We start from the raw sequence: 14,661 nt of genomic DNA on the forward strand, positions 1-14,661 counted from the left end.
TGCTACGCTCAATCGCTGGGTTATCCGTTATTCTCCTGCCATTGCTGTAAAAGCTAAATCTCAGAAACGAGAAACAAATAAATCGTGGCGCATGGATGAAACGTATATCAAAGTGAAGGGTCAGTGGACCTATTTATACCGAGCTGTTGATAGTCACGGGTGATACGCTTGATTTTCATGCCTTCTGAGCGCCGTGATGAAGAGGCTGCAACCGCATTTTTCAAACAAACGATTAACAATAATGGCTTTCCTGATAAGGTCCTTATGGATAAAAGTGGCGCTAACTATGCAGGATTAGCCAATATTAACCTCTTGTTAATCCTCGCTGGGTTTACCACTATGATCGACATATTACAGGTTAAATATTTAAATAACATCATCGAACAGGAGCATCGATTTATCAAAAAAGTAACAAAGCCAATGATGGGCTTTAAAGCGTTTCACTCCGCTCAAGCAACCATTGATGGAATTGAAACAGCACATATGATCCGAAAGGGACAATTGTCTGAGGAAAATATTCCTGCTTATAAGCAGTTTATGGCTTTAGCAGGATAGTTATGCCTGAAGGCCAGGAGGTCTGCGCTTTTGATAATTATTGCGACAGAACCGTATTTTAATATAGACTCTAACACGGGTGTTGTTTCCCTCTCTAAGTTAGCACCGCCGGACAAATCTGTTTATCGGATCAGCATTTGGATTAGGGATGAAATTGGAAATTGGACTATTCAGAGCGGGAAGGTGATTATTGCGGAATGAGTAGTCCAATTTATCTTTTAGCCCCCGCTTTATACATTACTAATTAAGAATTTTTAGGAGAATAAAATGAACATTAGAATTATAGCAAGCTTAGCCTTAATGGGCTGGGCAACCACAACCCTCGCGTATGAGATGGACTCCGAATTTGTAGTCATAGGGGGAGATTCAGATCAGGAGGTCTTTGTAACGTACCAAGAGACTTGTGAGGCGCAAAGAGCGCGAGACCCGTCAATGTCGGATGAAGAGTACACGGATGCCATGTTTGCGATACAGGATACCGATTGCGCCATCATCTTTAAACCTGGCGATATTGGCTATGGCGGGGGGAAAGTATTTCATGTCACCGACGAAGGTCGGCATGGGATGGAGATAGCCCCTGACCATCACACAACTGTAGAGTATGGGTGTTGGAAGGTGGATCTTGAAGGTGCAAGAGATAGATCCTTTGGTGCAGGTAAATTCAATACAGACGTCGCACTAGAAAATGATTGTGTTAGTTATTATGGTGGAACTATAATCTTCGATGTATTACTGGACTACAATGCGGGGGGGTTTAATGACTGGTATATTCCATCTATGGGAGAGTTATACGAAATCCACGAGGTGTTAGGGCCCTATACCGTAACGGAGAAAAGAACCGCGCATCCATCTTATCCGCAGTTCTTTTGGTCATCCTCACAAAAGGATAAAAATTGGATGTGGACGTTGAACTTAACGGACGGGATAGAGACTATGGCAAATAATCCTGTAAAACTTAGCGTATTATTCATTAGGAATTTTTGATCATGCCTTCCGCTTACTATCAGCCCTGGACGGGCTGATAGTATCACTCACTGATGAATTATTTTGGGTTCTGTCGCATAAAGTTCCCTTTTCCGCGTTACCTGCTATCATGAGTCTCAATTCGAATAAAGTAAGGTTCATATGCTTAGTTTTAAATGGCGTCATTTTGAAAAATAAATCATTCTCCTAAATGTCAGATGGTACTTGGCTTATCCACTCAGTTATCGCAATCTTGAGGAAATAGCTGAAGAACGAGGCTATCATGTTGACCACAGCACCCTTAATCGGTGGGTGATAAATTATGCACCTGAATTAGAGAAAGAATTTCATAAAAAGAAGCGGCCTGTTAATGGGCGGTGGCGGATGGACGAAACCTATAGACTTTCAGAAAATTAATTTCCGAACAAACAAAAACGACAGAGGGGAAACTGGCTTATAATTTTCGTCCCAACACTAACGGAAACAGTCAAAAATGGTATCCCTCACTTTTTCAAAGTCAATTGTAGACCGACTAAAAAAAGGTTCTGTCGCAATAATTATCAAAAGCGCAGACCTCCTGGTCTTCAGGCATAACTATCCTGCTAAAGCCATAAACTGCTTATAAGCAGGAATTTTTTCCTCCGACAACTGTCCCTTTCGGATCATATGTGCCGTTTCAATTCCATCAATGGTTGCTTGAGCGGAGTGAAACGCTTTAAAGCCCATCATCGGTTTTGTTATTTTTTTGATAAAGCGGTGATCCTGTTCGATGATGTTATTCAAATATTTAACCTGTAATATGTCGAGCATAGTGGCACACCCAGCGAGGATTAACAAGAGGTTAATATTGGCTAATCCTGCATAGTTAGCGCCACTTTTATCCATAACGACCTTATCAGGAAAGCCATTATTGTTAATCGTTTGTTTAAAAAATGCGGTTGCAGCCTCTTCATCACGGCGCTCAGAAAGCATGAAATCAAGCGTATCCCCGTGACTATCAACAGCTCGGTATAAATAGGTCCACTGACCCTTCACTTTGGATATACGTTTCATCCATGCGCCACGATTTGTTGGTTTCTCGTTTCTCAGACGCTGAAAATCAGGGAAACGGAGCCTAAGCGAAGTGATGATTTTTAGTCCGCGATAGCCGTAGGGCCGTTATTTTGTCGGAGTCTGAGCGTTAGCGAAGGTGGAGACAAAATAAAAGGCCATCCGACACGGCGTCAAGTCATTCGCTGTCAGCCCCGGACGGGCTGATAGTCTCCAGAAGGCGCAGGGAAATTTGCCAATCCGAAGTGCGCGATAGCGCGCGAGGGAGGCTAAAATTTTATCCCGAATAGCCGTAGAGCCATTTGTGGTAGCCATGACTGAGCTGCTTTGTGCTCAGTCTGTGGCGGACGCAGGGATCTCCTATTCGCTGCGTAGGTGAACGAATTACGGCGACAGGAGTCCCGGAATTTCGTGAGGTAGCATGGCGCGCCTGTGGAGCCTATGTTCCGACCCCTTGTTGGGTCGGGACGAGGTGACGAGGACGAATCGGGGCCGCCGGAGGCATAAGTGGTCGCGTTAAGTTTTTGCTGCTTGCTTGGGCTGGGATGCCCAAAACAAGCTTTCGCAAAAATAGCGACTCCCCGATTTAGCTGTTACAGCAATGGCAGGAGAATAACGGATAACCCAACGATTGAGCGTAGCATGATCCACTTCAACACCTCTTTCTTCCATAATTTCTTCAAGGTCGCGATACGAAACGCCATACCTGACATAAAAGAAAACAGCATAAAGAATGACATCTTTTGGGAAGTGAGTGCCTTTGAAGCTGAGCATATGAGCCACCTTTTATTGAAAATTGAGAATTATGATAGCAGATAACGTCGGGAAGGGGGATTTATGCGACAGAACCGTTATTCTCATTCGGATGGAGCAATTATATGGGAAAAATTTGGATGAGAATATTACTTAAGCAATGTATTTGCAGTATCCATAGTTTGTATAAGTTGGTTTGCTATTTTTCTTATAACTGAGATTGCAACAGAGTTACCAAATTGCTTGTATATTTGACAATCAGAAACGGCATCAATAATGAAATCTTGTGGGAACCCTTGAAGGTTAGCGCACTCTCTAGGTGTTAATTTTCTTGGACGTTTACTAAGGTGCTTTTGATCAATTAAGATTTCACTGCCATCTTTATAGTATCTTGCGCTAATTGTATTAGTGTATTCACTGTCAGAATTAAAAAGTGAGTATCCAAAACCATTACCTTTATTTTTATGTTCTTGCTTTCTACGCTGGTGACCTGCCCAGAGTTTTTCAGAAATAGTATATTTCTCATTCACATGATCATCGTGCACTAAAATATCTCGAACTTTAACGTGTGATATATCGTTTTCTGGCCAAGAAAATATTGAATCAAAGTCTATATTTTTATAGTAATTTTTATTAAATCCAACAATATAAATTCTCTGTCTATTCTGAGGCAAACCATGATCTGCAGCCCTCAATACTTTATAGCTAATCCAGTAATTTAATTTTTTACTTAATGCTTCTAAAGTTTCATCAGATAGTTTTATGTCATTATCTAATTCTAGGTCGTTTTTACCTTCTAAAATAGATGTAATTGTTTTAAAAGTTCTCCCTTTATCATGACCAACTAATTGTTTTACATTTTCAAGTAAAAAAGCTTTAGGTTTTTTATTTGCTAATATTCGTTGGATTTCAAAGAACATAGTTCCACGAGTATCATTAAATCCTTGTTTGAGGCCGGCTTGTGAAAATGCTTGGCATGGGAATCCTCCGAGAAGAATGTCGTGATCAGAAATATCTGATGTTTTGATTTCTGTTATATCACCAGATGGCATTTCACCAAAGTTTTCAAGATAGGTTTTCTGTGCAAATTTATCCCATTCGGAAGTAAAGACACAATGACCACCCAGTTTTTGGAAGGGGTAACGAATTCCACCGATTCCGGCGAATAGGTCAATAAAAGTGAATTGTGATTCTTCGATAGGTTTTTGTTTTAACGGCGCATTTTCATAATAACGCTTCATTTCATCTTGTAGCTCTAGAATTCGGCTCCATTTCAATGGGGAAGGTTTGTGATCGCCTGCTTCCCACCCACGAACAGTCCTTTCTCCATCCTTTCCTAAGCCTACTAAATTTGCTAATTCACGTTGACCTAGCAGGAGGTTGTCTCTTAGCTCTTTAATATATTGGGAGGTATTCAATGTATTCACCATTACAATTATATTAATATCCTGTTTTTTACCCTGTACAGTAATTTATACTGTACATATAAACATATATTATTTCAAGGTTTATCCTGTTTTTTACCCTGTAAAATGGAGTTGTGATGGGTTATATGGTAAATAAAGGTGTTGTTGTGGATAACAATTTTCCGGTTGAACCAGAAGCATTGTTCAGGTTGGGAAGATTTAGGGCAGTGCTATATGGAAAAGAGTCAACATTAGTTGTTTCAAGGCGTCCAGCTGAGCTGCGTTTTCATTTTGATGCAGAGTCTGATCCTATGTTCAGAGTTAGCTTCAAAGGATCTGATCTTAACAAAGAACAACTGAATTCATTGGCCGATAAGGGTTATTTTATTGTCAGCGGTAAACGAGTTCATTTTGTTTGTTCCTCCACAATGGAGCACATAGCCTCTGCATTTAGTGAACAGCCCCTTTCTTCGCTAATTAAGCTTCTTCGAACTCTGTATCAAGAAGGCCTGAGTGAACAGCTCCCATCAGGGCTGTTGGAGTCTATCAGAGCTAAAAGGAAAAGAGCATCCGATCACAATAAGCAGTTTGTCAGAACTCTTTATCCTTATCATCAGCAGGGCGTTGACTGGCTCAGTTTCTGTGTAGAGAATGGAGTCGGAACTATTCTGGCTGATGACATGGGGTTGGGTAAAACCGCCCAGATAATTGCGTTGTGCTGTGATGTTTTAGAAAAGACCCCAAATGCTAGGATACTGGTTGTAGTACCCAACCCTCTTCTGGATAACTGGGTACGTGAGTTCGATTTTTTTGCACCGGACATCCAACCGTATCTGCATTATGGGGATAACAGACGTGGTATCAGTTCAGCTTTATCGGATTATGGCGTAATCATCACTCCTTACACGACGATGTCTTCCGATATAGCGATGCTTGAGGAATTGTCTTTTGACCTCGCTGTATTTGATGAAGCCAGTATGTTAAAGAACCCCAATTCAGGCCGGTCAATGGCTGCAAGACGTCTGAATAGCGCAGTTTCAGTTGCTATGTCTGGAACTCCGGTTGAAAACAGTTTGATGGATGCTTGGGCTTTATGTGACTTGGTCTTTCCTGATTTTCTAGGGACACAGGATGATTTTAAATCGCGGTATGTCCACAATGATTTGTCTCAAACTCTAAATACTGACCTTGATCAACTTGAGTCTACTCTTCGTCAGGTTACGTTGAGGCGCATGAAGAAAGATGTTTCGGGGAGTCGCTATTTTTGCGAAAGCTTGTTTTGGGCATCCCAGCCCAAGCAAGCAGCAAAAACTTAACGCGACCACTTATGCCTCCGGCGGCCCCGATTCGTCCTCGTCACCTCGTCCCGACCCAACAAGGGGTCGGAACATAGGCTCCAAATGACTTGACGCCGTGTCGGATGGCCTTTTATTTTGTCTCCACCTTCGCTAACGCTCAGACTCCGACAAAACAACGGCCCTACGGCTATCGCGGACTAAAAATCATCACTTCGCTTAGGCTACGTTTCCCTGATTTTCAGCGCTTGAACAGCTTCCAGATAAACTAGATATCCACATTCCAGTTTCTCTGGGAGAGAGTGAAAAGTCCGAATATAATAGCATCATAAAAGAAATGCAGAGTGATGCATCCGGTGGAGGGGCTGGTATATTACCGCTGATTAATAAACTACAGCAGTTTACTGCGCATCCGGCTTTGCTTGACAGTAAAATTCCTACCGATATTAGATCTCTTTCAAAGTACAGTGCAAAATTTGAATTGATGATGATAAAGCTGGATGCGATTGCTCAGGCTGGAGAAAAGGTCATTATTTTCGCGACTTTTCAGAGAGTGATTGATATTGTTAAAGGCGCACTGGAAGAAAAATACGGTATCCGACCTGGAGTTATTGATGGTAGAACGCCAAATAAAGAACGCAGGCGCGCCATGCTACCTCACGAAATTCCGGGACTCCTGTCGCCGTAATTCGTTCACCTACGCAGCGAATAGGAGATGCTCCAGCCGCCCTGCGTCCGCCACAGACTGAGCACAAAGCAGCTCAGTCATGGCTACCACAAATGGCTCTACGGCTATTCGGGATAAAATTTTAGCCTCCCTCGCGCGCTATCGCGCACTTCGGATTGGCAAATTTCCCTGCGCCTTCTGGAGACTATCAGCCCGTCCGGGGCTGACAGCGTCAGCTGCTGATAGATGAGTTTTCATCTTCAGGCGGTTTTGATGTTCTTATCCTGCACCCTAAAACAGCAGGAATGGGCTTTAATATTACCGCAGCGACACATGTTATTCATTACTGTAGGCAGTGGAATCCAGCGCTCGAGGAGCAGGCCACCGCCAGAGCTTGGAGAAACGGTCAAAAGTCAGTGGTCAGCGTTTATTACATGTATTACGCTCGTACTATTGAAGAAACTATCGATGAGCGTATTCGCCTTAAAAGACAGCTTAGTGACCAAGTTGTTTCGGTTGCCGATAATAAAGAAACAGACAAGCTAATCATGCTTGCATATTTGGAAACGTTAGATTCATGAGTATACAAACAGAACTACCCGAAAATGACTTTCGTCCTTCTGCGGGCCGTTTGGTAGAAAGTCTGCGAGATACCGGTTACAGCCGTGAGGCGGCATTTGCTGATATTTTAGACAATGCTATTGCGGCGAATGCAACTAAAATTGCCATTGAGCTTCAATATATATATGGGGAATTTAGAGTCACTATTACTGATAATGGTGATGGTATGTCGGAAGAGGAACTGAAAAATGCGATGCGATACGGTTCAGACAGGCGCCCAAATCCGAAGTCACTGGGTAAATTTGGTATGGGGCTGAAAACTGCATCCACTGCGTTCTGTCGTCGCCTTGTAGTGTTGACTCAGAAAAATGGCGTTTGTAGTGGTCGAGCTTGGGATCTAGATCGAATTATCAGTACTGATCGCTGGCAGCTGGAGACACCTAGTTCTGGTGATTATTTCGATGATCATGAAGAGTTGAGTGACTTTTCAGAAAGCGGTGGAACTATGGTTATATGGGAAAATATCGATCGTCTGATAAAGCAAGGTAGTGAGCGCCAGATCCGTAAGCAGATCAAAAACATTGGTGAAGAGCTTTCGACTGAACTGAGTGCAGTTTTCTTTAAGTTCTTGGTGTCTGGCAATGTTTACATAACAATGAAAGTCGGTGATACATCTATGGTTGAGTTGAAAGGCTGGGACCCTCTGTGTACTGACCTAATTACAACAGATGGTATCCGCTCTCGTTTGCTGAAAGAAAAAACTATACCTGTTGATCTTGGTGAAAGAACCGCTTCATTTTCCATCAAAGGGAGTGTTATTCCATCCCAGAACGAACTTAATTTTGAAGAGAGAAAGTTTGTCCGCTATAGTCTCGATAACCAAGGTTTCTACATTTATCGTGAGGGCCGTTTGATCTGGCATGATGGCTGGCCACATCGGATGTATAAGAAGGAAAGTAAAGTAAAGTTACTCGTCTGAGAGTGGAACTGCACTTTGATCACGAACTAGATGATGTTTTCAGTATTGATTTTCGAAAGAGTCGTGTGATTATTCCGCAGGATATTCGTGAAGAACTTAAACGGCTAGTTGCACCCTGGAGACAAGAATTACTTAAAGGGCTGGCTAGATTAACGTCTGCTAATACTACGCGTTTGCATGGGCCTGCAGATAAAGCGATAGATAAACATAAAGAGTTTACGAAAAATTCAGATATCAAGGTTGATGGAGATTCAGTAACTATTCGAAATCAAAATCAAATAAAGCCTGCTGTTATCGAGGGTATTCGTATTTACGATGATAAGACGGTCAGGGTTCATGAAGAAGACTCAATTCTCGGGGATGAGCTCTGGGAGCCTTCATGCGATGGCGAAGGTAATACTTGCGTCACGCTTGGTAAGTCTCATCCGTACTTTCATAAAATGTATAACGTCTGTAAGGATAATATCGAAGCAATGAAGGCTCTCGATATGTTGCTATGGAGCTTGGCAAATGCAGAGCATGGCGAATTCTCCGAGACCAACCAACATACTTTGAAGGGATACAGGCAGAAAGTAAGCCAGACTTTGCGTTACCTAAGTATTGAACTTCCTGATGTAGAGGAAGAATAATGGGGTATCAATACGATCTTGCTGATTTTAAGCGTTATCTGAACGATAAAAATTCAAAATACAGAGTTGATGGCCTTATTTTCTGGCAGAACCGCATTCCTCTGCCGATAGATCTGTTTAATCGCATTTTCAATGAATCTGACCAGATAGTGACAGATTATGTTTACCAGGTTGCTGCCAGCGCCGTTACGTTCAGTAATCGAGACTCATTTCAAGAGGCGCTGGGTATAGAGGTATCTGATCTACCAAAAAGTGACCTGAAAAAACAGTCAAAAGAGCTTAATTTATGGCTTACTGAGAAATTGTCAAATAGATCAGCTGTAGCTCATATGTCCTATGAAATTTCAGGTTTATTTGGCCTAGAAGATTTTAATTTTTCTGTTGATAAGGTGGCAGAGTCCCTTACGCACCAAGGGAAAAAATATGCGCGTATTTTCATGCCCGCAGAAGTGAGAAAAGAATACTCGCTTATTAAAGGCTGTGATGACGTAGGCCAAGAGAATACTGATATGTTCGGCAATATCATCGCCGATAAATACAATATTTATCGTTCTGGTTTCAGTGATGCACTTGCCATTATTTTTAATGCTCTTTTAGATTTCAGAATCTTGTGCTCCGGAAAAGGTAGTCATTTGCCAAAAGTTCGTGTCATCTCTCCATTAGTGGAGGATGTTGATGTTCGACTCGGCAAAACAACTGACGGATCTCTGTGGGAGCCGGGGTATGAAGATGACCACTACATAATGATAAACCAAGATCATCCTTTGGTGCGCGAGATTTCCTCTGAACAGTCTGGTCCGTTGGCTGAGTGTCTGTTCTTTCTAGGTGAACTTGAAAATAATCAGTTCTCTGATGAAAAGAAAAAGTTTGTTGAGGAGTTGCGTCAAGCAGTATCGCGAAGTCTGTGGATCAAGCATGACTAATTACATGCAGTCGTGATTCAACGATTTTTTAAATATCTGGGTACAATTTTATTATGCTTTCAAAGTTAAACACTGTAGGTAATTGGTATCAGAGCGACTCAGAGTCGGGCTGGTTTTTTGATGAGATAACTTTTGATCAAGAGGCTATTGCTTCTTTTTCAGAGTTAGATCTTGAGATTCAGTTTCAGGCTCACTCCGCGCTGGTTAAGACAGGAAAGAATCATGCCTATATACCCAGTAATTATTTCCTTTATGCACTTAAGCTTCAGCCTTTGGCTCAGCTTCTTAACCTATATATGGATGTATTCGGGAAGCTAAAGGGAAATCTTTCATCATGCGAGTTAGCGGAGTTGATTGCCTCCCCGACTATTACAAATCTGATTACTAATAAACTAGATCAATACAGCAGAGATAACTTTTTTGCTGTACTAGGCGATAAATCTGCCCGGCTTGCTGCGAAATCCATCATCAATGGCAGTGGAGATGATACTAAGTTACGCAATAGTGATGATTTTGTTCGCTCAATTCTGCTTAAGGCAATACCTGTTCCAGATGCCAGCTCTGAAATGCTTGGTAAAGTTATTTATGCTTTTTCACAGTCGATTTCGGCATTCGAAGTTTTAGCAAATAAGTACTCGATGAATATTCCTTATTTGTTTCAGAGTGACTCTGGTGATGATCTACTGTTTCAAATCCTATCTACTCTAGGTTGGCAGGGAAAACTAGATTCCATTATTGAGCAGGGAACAGCTTGGGGAGAAATTGAGGACGCGTTTAGAAGTGCTACTACCCCAGTTGTTGGAAATGCTAATTATGTGGATGATCCAGTGCACTACTCGGAAGTGAAAATGGAGTATTATTTTATAAAGAAAGGTTTGTTAACCACACCTGATTCAATAAATATGGTTTCTGATTTAGTCTCTAAATTGTGGCTAAATATGCAGCTTATCCGAAAAGATGCTGAGTTTCTCTTTTGTTCTAGTGCTCGTTCTACTAGCGATCTCGCACCATTTCTTCTGGGTTCGTCCGGAACCGCGAAAAATGGAACTAATAAAATCTACTATGGCGCTCCGGGTACGGGTAAAAGTCACACTATCAATAATCAAACGAGTGATCGTACAAAGGTAGTAACCGTATTTCACCCTGATACTCAATACAATGACTTTGTCGGTGCGCTGAAACCAAGGATGTCTGGTAGTGATATTACCTATGAGTTTCGTCCAGGCCCATTTACCAAAGCACTCTTGTTGGCTTTGAATAAACCGGAAGAACATTTCCAACTTATTATTGAAGAAATCAATAGAGCTCCTGCTGCTGCAGTGTTCGGAGAGTTGTTTCAGCTACTTGACCGTAAAGAAGGTGGAAGAAGTCAGTATACTATTGATGCGGCCGATCCAGATATGCTGGGTTACATCAACACGCATCTGAATAGCGAGAGTATTGATAAGCTTTATATCCCTGAGAACCTGTCTCTGTTGGCGACTATGAACAGCAGTGATCAAGCTGTAATGCCTCTTGATACAGCATTCAAGCGACGCTGGTCATTCGAATACTTGAAAATAGACTTCAAAAACCCAGAAGTACCACGACAGACGCTTACTCTAAAAACTGCCGATAGTAGTGACTGGAATATCAGTTGGGTAGACTTTGCTGATACTCGATGTTCAAGTTTTTCCATCCCATTGCCATCAAACTCTTACCTTCACCCAGCAGAACAATACTTTAATGATGCTGTTGGCCCTAAGCGCCCTAAATCTCTGCCAATCATATGTTTTCCTGATGGCATCAGTTGAAACACATCCTTCGCTGGAAATCCTGGAAACGGAGCTTTAGCGAAGTGAAGATTTTTAGTCCGCGATAGCCGTAGGGCCGTTGTTTTGTCGGAGTCTGAGCGTTAGCGAAGGTGGAGACAAAATAAAAGGCCATCCGACACGGCGTCAAGTCATTTGGAGCCTATGTTCCGACCCCTTGTTGGGTCGGGACGAGGTGACGAGGACGAATCGGGGCCGCCGGAGGCATAAGTGGTCGCGTTAAGTTTTTGCTGCTTGCTTGGGCTGGGATGCCCAAAACAAGCTTTCGCAAAAATAGCGACTCCCCGATATTAATTCACCTAACTCTTTCAGCTTATCACCAGGATCTGGAAACTCTAGCAATGACGTGATGAACTCAAGCAGTACATCCATTTGAGACTTGCGCTGTAAGCTTCCTACGGTATACGCAGGTAGTTTGCTTTCAATGCGGGCTATTTGCTCTGGGTGAAGGAGAAGGCAATGGTCAAACAAAAGACTCAGAATCAGGCCACGGCTTGATCCCTCTTCATCCGCTGAAAATCATGGAAACGTAGCTTAGCGAAGTGGTGATTTTTAGTCCCTGATAGGCGACAGGGCAATTCGCTGATTCGACGTGTGCTAGCAGCACGCGAGAGGAGCAAGAATTGCATTCCGAATAGCCGTCCAGCCAGTGAGGTAGTAATGACGAAGCGGCTTTTGTGCGTAGTCGTTGCGGACGCAGGGCGTTCAGGGCATCTCCCATCCGCTGCGTAGGTGAACGAATTATGGCGACAGGAGTCCCAGAATTTCGTGAGGTAGCATGGCGCGCCTGTAATTGTTTGGCCTCACGCCCCCATCCTTCATAAAGCTTCCAGTCCTCAAAGAAAACCTCAATCAGCCATCTCAACGTATAGGCTTGAATAATATCTTGTGTGCGCCAAGTCAGGTCTGTCGCCACTAAATAGCGATAGTCGTTTTCACCGTCATATTTTAAGGCAATGACAAAGCGCTTTTTACTGTGAGAACTCACCTTTAATCGTGCACTGCTGACAGTCACTTTAATCTCTTTGCCGCCACGTACACGTATTATCTGATCAATGCCTTTGTTAATCGAATTAAAGTACCTGAATTCAAGTCATAAGTACATAACCCAATAAATTTTTCATATCTATCCCAGTCAGCTCTTCAAATACCTCATAAGGTGTTTTGTAATTGAGACACTTTTTAGGGCGACTATTTAGCTTATCAACGGCTATAAAAACCTCTTTTATCGTAACATCAATCAACTCCATTACTTTAGGGAAATACTGTCTTAATAAGCCATTAGCATTCTCATTTTGCCCTCTTTCCCAAGAGCTGTAGGGAGTCGCAAAATACGTATCACAACCTAGTGCTTCTGCTATTTTTTCATGCAGGGTAAACTCTTTCCCGTTATCAAAAGTAATTGTTTTAACAAAGCTTTTTATAGGATCAAGCATTAAAATAGTTGCGTCTAATACATATTGAGCCTTTTTCCCCGCTAAAGGGAAGGCCAACCGTAATTTAGAGACTCGCTCATCCAACGTTACAATCGCCCCTTTGTGATTTTTCCCAATGATTGTATCTGCCTCCCAATCACCTATACGCTTACGGTTGTTGACCTCTTCAGGACGCTCATCTATATCGACTCTATTAGGGATTCCTGTCCTATTATGGGCTGACCCATACCGCTTGCGATAGGTTTTGTTCTGATGCCGAAGATGCTTGTATAGTTCACCCCCTGCCTTTTTGTCCGCCAGAATATGCTGGTAGATTGTTTCATGATGAAGACTAATTATACCTTCTTGTTTTAACCGCCCTGCAATCTGCTCAGGACTCCAGTCATCCTCAATGCGAACATTAACAATGCCTTTTATTTCATCCGTTAATTTAACCTCCGCTGAAAATCAGGGAAACGGAGCCTAAGCGAAGTGATGATTTTTAGTCCGCGATAGCCGTAGGGCCGTTATTTTGTCGGAGTCTGAGCGTTAGCGAAGGTGGAGACAAAATAAAAGGCCATCCGACACGGCGTCAAGTCATTTGGAGCCTATGTTCCGACCCGCTTGTTGGGTCGGGACGAGGTGACGAGGACGAATCGGGGCCGCCGGAGGCATAAGTGGTCGCGTTAGTTTTTGCTGCTTGCTTGGGCTGGGATGCCCAAAACAAGCTTTCGCGAGTAGCATGGCGCGCCTGTTTAGGCTTGTTTTTGTGTCGTTCTTGGGCAAAATCTTCTGCTTGTTTATGCCTGTAGCCTCTTTGACCTGTATTGCGTTTAATCTCGCGTGAAATATTGCTTTGGCTTCGTTCTAAGGCTTCTGCTATTTTATTCTGTGAAGTTCCCTTTTTTAATTCAATTTCTATATAATATCTTTCTTCAGGACATAGGTGTGTATAGCTCATTTGTAGCCTCTGTAAATTGTTTGGTAGCTGTTTACTTTACACCTATGTCTTGTCTTAATTCAACAGGTGTTAGTCTAGCCAATACTTGCAGAGGGTTATGCACTTATTATACGAATTCAGGTCTTTTAATAAGCCTAATGCAATCTCTGTTTTGGTCGGGTAGGCACTGTAATGGATGAGGTAACTAGCAGCAATAATACTATCGTTTGTCCATTAACATATCCGCCGGAGCCTTTGTGTTTCTGCTTGTAAACCTTATAAATACGTTTTGTAGACTTAGATCGTGCTCGGTCTGATTCATCAAAGGCCAACACACCTTCAGTAATGCCATAACGTTTTAAAATTAAGACCACACTCACCCGTAGCAACCAGTCCCAGGGTATACTTGCTTTACGAAACACCCAGGATAATGCGGCTACTTTGCAATCTCCAAGGCTTGCTCGCTCAAACTTAGCCCAGCAAACAGAGTTCATTAGCAGTATGCCCGTTAAACAAGTGCCCAACCAAGCGGCTTGAATCCGTGTCAAAGCGGCTCCGGGTTTTAGCTGATTGAGCGCATCATTTAAATCGTCAATATAGCTTTGGATAAAGGTGGCTGGGGCATTCATTAACATGGGCTTACACCGATAAAATTACAACAACCTCAGAATACCTGATTTTACCTTCTCAATATCAAAAACTTGAACATCGAGT

22 protein-coding genes and 6 pseudogenes are annotated in these 14,661 nt (G+C 42.5%); 14 read left to right on the forward strand and 14 right to left on the reverse strand.

Translation table 11 applies throughout. From position 1 onward, the window contains the following. From K6984_RS28035 to K6984_RS31850, 3 genes and pseudogenes are all read left to right on the forward strand, one after another. A pseudogene (locus K6984_RS28035) lies at positions 1-555 on the forward strand (IS6 family transposase); the annotation flags it as partial. A 267-nt stretch (positions 556-822) separates the two neighbouring features. After that, positions 823-1,539: an Lcl C-terminal domain-containing protein gene (locus K6984_RS28040; RefSeq protein ID WP_221898330.1), complete on the forward strand. Its 717-nt coding sequence runs from the start codon at positions 823-825 to the stop codon at positions 1,537-1,539. A 177-nt stretch (positions 1,540-1,716) separates the two neighbouring features. Then, a pseudogene (locus K6984_RS31850) lies at positions 1,717-1,917 on the forward strand (IS6 family transposase); the annotation flags it as partial. A gap of 195 nt (positions 1,918-2,112) precedes the next feature. Here K6984_RS31850 and K6984_RS28045 read toward each other — a convergent pair. Next, positions 2,113-2,608, reverse strand: a pseudogene (locus tag K6984_RS28045) (IS6 family transposase); the annotation flags it as partial. Between the two features lie 68 nt (positions 2,609-2,676). Next, positions 2,677-2,883: a hypothetical protein gene (locus tag K6984_RS28050; protein ID WP_221898331.1), complete on the reverse strand. Its 207-nt coding sequence runs from the start codon at positions 2,881-2,883 to the stop codon at positions 2,677-2,679. Between the two features lie 14 nt (positions 2,884-2,897). On the opposite strand from K6984_RS28050, the gene K6984_RS28055 reads away from it, so the two are divergent. Continuing rightward, a complete protein-coding gene (locus K6984_RS28055; protein WP_221898332.1) occupies positions 2,898-3,044 on the forward strand; it encodes a hypothetical protein in 147 nt (48 codons plus the stop codon). On the opposite strand, the gene K6984_RS35285 is transcribed toward K6984_RS28055, so the two are convergent. From K6984_RS35285 to dcm, 3 genes and pseudogenes are all read right to left on the reverse strand, one after another. Then, positions 3,008-3,136 (reverse strand): hypothetical protein, encoded by a 129-nt coding sequence (locus K6984_RS35285; protein WP_263458596.1) that lies wholly within the window; start codon positions 3,134-3,136, stop codon positions 3,008-3,010. The two genes, K6984_RS28055 and K6984_RS35285, sit on opposite strands and share 37 nt — an antisense overlap. A gap of 17 nt (positions 3,137-3,153) precedes the next feature. Next, positions 3,154-3,342, reverse strand: a pseudogene (locus K6984_RS28060) (IS6 family transposase); the annotation flags it as partial. 128 nt (positions 3,343-3,470) lie between these two features. Continuing rightward, a complete protein-coding gene (dcm, locus tag K6984_RS28065) occupies positions 3,471-4,751 on the reverse strand; it encodes a DNA cytosine methyltransferase (protein WP_221898333.1) in 1,281 nt (426 codons plus the stop codon). A 113-nt stretch (positions 4,752-4,864) separates the two neighbouring features. On the opposite strand from dcm, the gene K6984_RS28070 reads away from it, so the two are divergent. The 3 genes from K6984_RS28070 to K6984_RS28075 are packed head-to-tail and all read left to right on the forward strand — an operon-like array spanning position 4,865 to position 6,294. Further along, positions 4,865-6,043: a DEAD/DEAH box helicase gene (locus K6984_RS28070; protein WP_221898344.1), complete on the forward strand. Its 1,179-nt coding sequence runs from the start codon at positions 4,865-4,867 to the stop codon at positions 6,041-6,043. Further along, entirely contained in the window at positions 5,992-6,120 is a 129-nt protein-coding gene (locus K6984_RS35290; protein ID WP_263458596.1) for a hypothetical protein, read from the forward strand. Before K6984_RS28070 ends, K6984_RS35290 begins: the two co-directional genes overlap by 52 nt. Positions 6,121-6,147: 27 nt before the next feature. After that, positions 6,148-6,294, forward strand: a complete 147-nt coding sequence (locus K6984_RS28075) for a hypothetical protein (RefSeq protein WP_221898334.1) — start codon at positions 6,148-6,150, stop codon at positions 6,292-6,294. Positions 6,295-6,630: 336 nt separating this feature from the next. On the opposite strand, the gene K6984_RS28080 is transcribed toward K6984_RS28075, so the two are convergent. Next, the gene (locus tag K6984_RS28080; protein ID WP_221898335.1) at positions 6,631-6,777 is read right to left on the reverse strand and encodes a hypothetical protein; all 147 of its coding nucleotides are present in this window, start codon (positions 6,775-6,777) and stop codon (positions 6,631-6,633) included. Between the two features lie 12 nt (positions 6,778-6,789). Between K6984_RS28080 and K6984_RS28085 the strand changes: the two genes are divergently transcribed. The 6 genes from K6984_RS28085 to K6984_RS28110 are packed head-to-tail and all read left to right on the forward strand — an operon-like array spanning position 6,790 to position 11,574. Next, positions 6,790-6,939, forward strand: coding sequence for a hypothetical protein (locus K6984_RS28085; protein WP_221898336.1), 150 nt, complete (start codon positions 6,790-6,792; stop codon positions 6,937-6,939). Between the two features lie 34 nt (positions 6,940-6,973). After that, a complete protein-coding gene (locus tag K6984_RS28090; protein ID WP_230988336.1) occupies positions 6,974-7,270 on the forward strand; it encodes a helicase-related protein in 297 nt (98 codons plus the stop codon). Continuing rightward, a complete protein-coding gene (locus K6984_RS28095; RefSeq protein WP_221898337.1) occupies positions 7,267-8,229 on the forward strand; it encodes an ATP-binding protein in 963 nt (320 codons plus the stop codon). Before K6984_RS28090 ends, K6984_RS28095 begins: the two co-directional genes overlap by 4 nt. Positions 8,230-8,231: 2 nt before the next feature. Further along, positions 8,232-8,858, forward strand: a complete 627-nt coding sequence (locus K6984_RS28100) for a hypothetical protein (protein WP_221898338.1) — start codon at positions 8,232-8,234, stop codon at positions 8,856-8,858. Next, positions 8,858-9,781 (forward strand): hypothetical protein, encoded by a 924-nt coding sequence (locus K6984_RS28105; RefSeq protein ID WP_221898339.1) that lies wholly within the window; start codon positions 8,858-8,860, stop codon positions 9,779-9,781. The genes K6984_RS28100 and K6984_RS28105 overlap by 1 nt, the downstream gene beginning before the upstream one ends. Before the next feature lie 53 nt (positions 9,782-9,834). Continuing rightward, positions 9,835-11,574 carry an McrB family protein gene (locus K6984_RS28110; protein WP_230988335.1) on the forward strand — a complete coding sequence of 580 codons (1,740 nt, stop codon included), beginning with the start codon at positions 9,835-9,837 and terminating at the stop codon, positions 11,572-11,574. On the opposite strand, the gene K6984_RS28115 is transcribed toward K6984_RS28110, so the two are convergent. The 4 genes from K6984_RS28115 to K6984_RS28125 are packed head-to-tail and all read right to left on the reverse strand — an operon-like array spanning position 11,567 to position 12,313. Continuing rightward, entirely contained in the window at positions 11,567-11,707 is a 141-nt protein-coding gene (locus tag K6984_RS28115) for a hypothetical protein (RefSeq protein ID WP_221898340.1), read from the reverse strand. The two genes, K6984_RS28110 and K6984_RS28115, sit on opposite strands and share 8 nt — an antisense overlap. Before the next feature lie 27 nt (positions 11,708-11,734). Next, on the reverse strand, positions 11,735-11,863 hold the full coding sequence (locus tag K6984_RS35295; protein ID WP_263458596.1) for a hypothetical protein: 129 nt from the start codon (positions 11,861-11,863) through the stop codon (positions 11,735-11,737). Continuing rightward, complete coding sequence (locus K6984_RS28120; RefSeq protein ID WP_221898341.1) at positions 11,812-12,063, reverse strand: hypothetical protein; 252 nt, start codon at positions 12,061-12,063, stop codon at positions 11,812-11,814. Before K6984_RS28120 ends, K6984_RS35295 begins: the two co-directional genes overlap by 52 nt. Positions 12,064-12,097: 34 nt before the next feature. Beyond that, entirely contained in the window at positions 12,098-12,313 is a 216-nt protein-coding gene (locus tag K6984_RS28125; RefSeq protein WP_221895414.1) for a hypothetical protein, read from the reverse strand. On the opposite strand from K6984_RS28125, the gene K6984_RS28130 reads away from it, so the two are divergent. Further along, entirely contained in the window at positions 12,270-12,416 is a 147-nt protein-coding gene (locus K6984_RS28130; RefSeq protein WP_221898342.1) for a hypothetical protein, read from the forward strand. The two genes, K6984_RS28125 and K6984_RS28130, sit on opposite strands and share 44 nt — an antisense overlap. Before the next feature lie 264 nt (positions 12,417-12,680). On the opposite strand, the pseudogene K6984_RS28135 reads toward K6984_RS28130, so the two are convergent. From K6984_RS28135 to K6984_RS28150, 4 genes and pseudogenes are all read right to left on the reverse strand, one after another. Beyond that, positions 12,681-13,463: pseudogene (locus K6984_RS28135) on the reverse strand (IS30 family transposase); the annotation flags it as partial. A 141-nt stretch (positions 13,464-13,604) separates the two neighbouring features. Then, positions 13,605-13,793 carry a hypothetical protein gene (locus K6984_RS28140; protein ID WP_221898347.1) on the reverse strand — a complete coding sequence of 63 codons (189 nt, stop codon included), beginning with the start codon at positions 13,791-13,793 and terminating at the stop codon, positions 13,605-13,607. A 52-nt stretch (positions 13,794-13,845) separates the two neighbouring features. Further along, positions 13,846-13,968, reverse strand: a pseudogene (locus tag K6984_RS35300) (helix-turn-helix domain-containing protein); the annotation flags it as partial. 134 nt (positions 13,969-14,102) lie between these two features. Then, a complete protein-coding gene (locus K6984_RS28150; RefSeq protein WP_221897762.1) occupies positions 14,103-14,582 on the reverse strand; it encodes a hypothetical protein in 480 nt (159 codons plus the stop codon). Positions 14,583-14,661 lie beyond the last annotated feature (79 nt).

The sequence above is a fragment of the Bathymodiolus japonicus methanotrophic gill symbiont genome (genome assembly GCF_019721995.1).
Taxonomy (GTDB): domain Bacteria; phylum Pseudomonadota; class Gammaproteobacteria; order Methylococcales; family Methylomonadaceae; genus Methyloprofundus.

Excerpts from the sequence above, each read along its gene's own strand:
- K6984_RS28050 (WP_221898331.1), bottom strand. The coding sequence starts at position 2,883 with ATGGCTACCACAAATGGCTCTACGGCTATTCGGGATAAAATTTTAGCC.
- K6984_RS28115 (WP_221898340.1), bottom strand. The coding sequence starts at position 11,707 with ATGGCCTTTTATTTTGTCTCCACCTTCGCTAACGCTCAGACTCCGACA.
- K6984_RS28095 (WP_221898337.1), top strand. The coding sequence starts at position 7,267 with ATGAGTATACAAACAGAACTACCCGAAAATGACTTTCGTCCTTCTGCG.
- K6984_RS28150 (WP_221897762.1), bottom strand. The coding sequence starts at position 14,582 with ATGTTAATGAATGCCCCAGCCACCTTTATCCAAAGCTATATTGACGAT.
- K6984_RS28125 (WP_221895414.1), bottom strand. The coding sequence starts at position 12,313 with ATGGGAGATGCCCTGAACGCCCTGCGTCCGCAACGACTACGCACAAAA.
- K6984_RS28040 (WP_221898330.1), top strand. The coding sequence starts at position 823 with ATGAACATTAGAATTATAGCAAGCTTAGCCTTAATGGGCTGGGCAACC.
- K6984_RS28070 (WP_221898344.1), top strand. The coding sequence starts at position 4,865 with ATGGGTTATATGGTAAATAAAGGTGTTGTTGTGGATAACAATTTTCCG.
- K6984_RS28105 (WP_221898339.1), top strand. The coding sequence starts at position 8,858 with ATGGGGTATCAATACGATCTTGCTGATTTTAAGCGTTATCTGAACGAT.
- dcm (WP_221898333.1), bottom strand. The coding sequence starts at position 4,751 with ATGGTGAATACATTGAATACCTCCCAATATATTAAAGAGCTAAGAGAC.
- K6984_RS28075 (WP_221898334.1), top strand. The coding sequence starts at position 6,148 with ATGGCCTTTTATTTTGTCTCCACCTTCGCTAACGCTCAGACTCCGACA.
- K6984_RS28085 (WP_221898336.1), top strand. The coding sequence starts at position 6,790 with ATGGCTACCACAAATGGCTCTACGGCTATTCGGGATAAAATTTTAGCC.
- K6984_RS28110 (WP_230988335.1), top strand. The coding sequence starts at position 9,835 with ATGCTTTCAAAGTTAAACACTGTAGGTAATTGGTATCAGAGCGACTCA.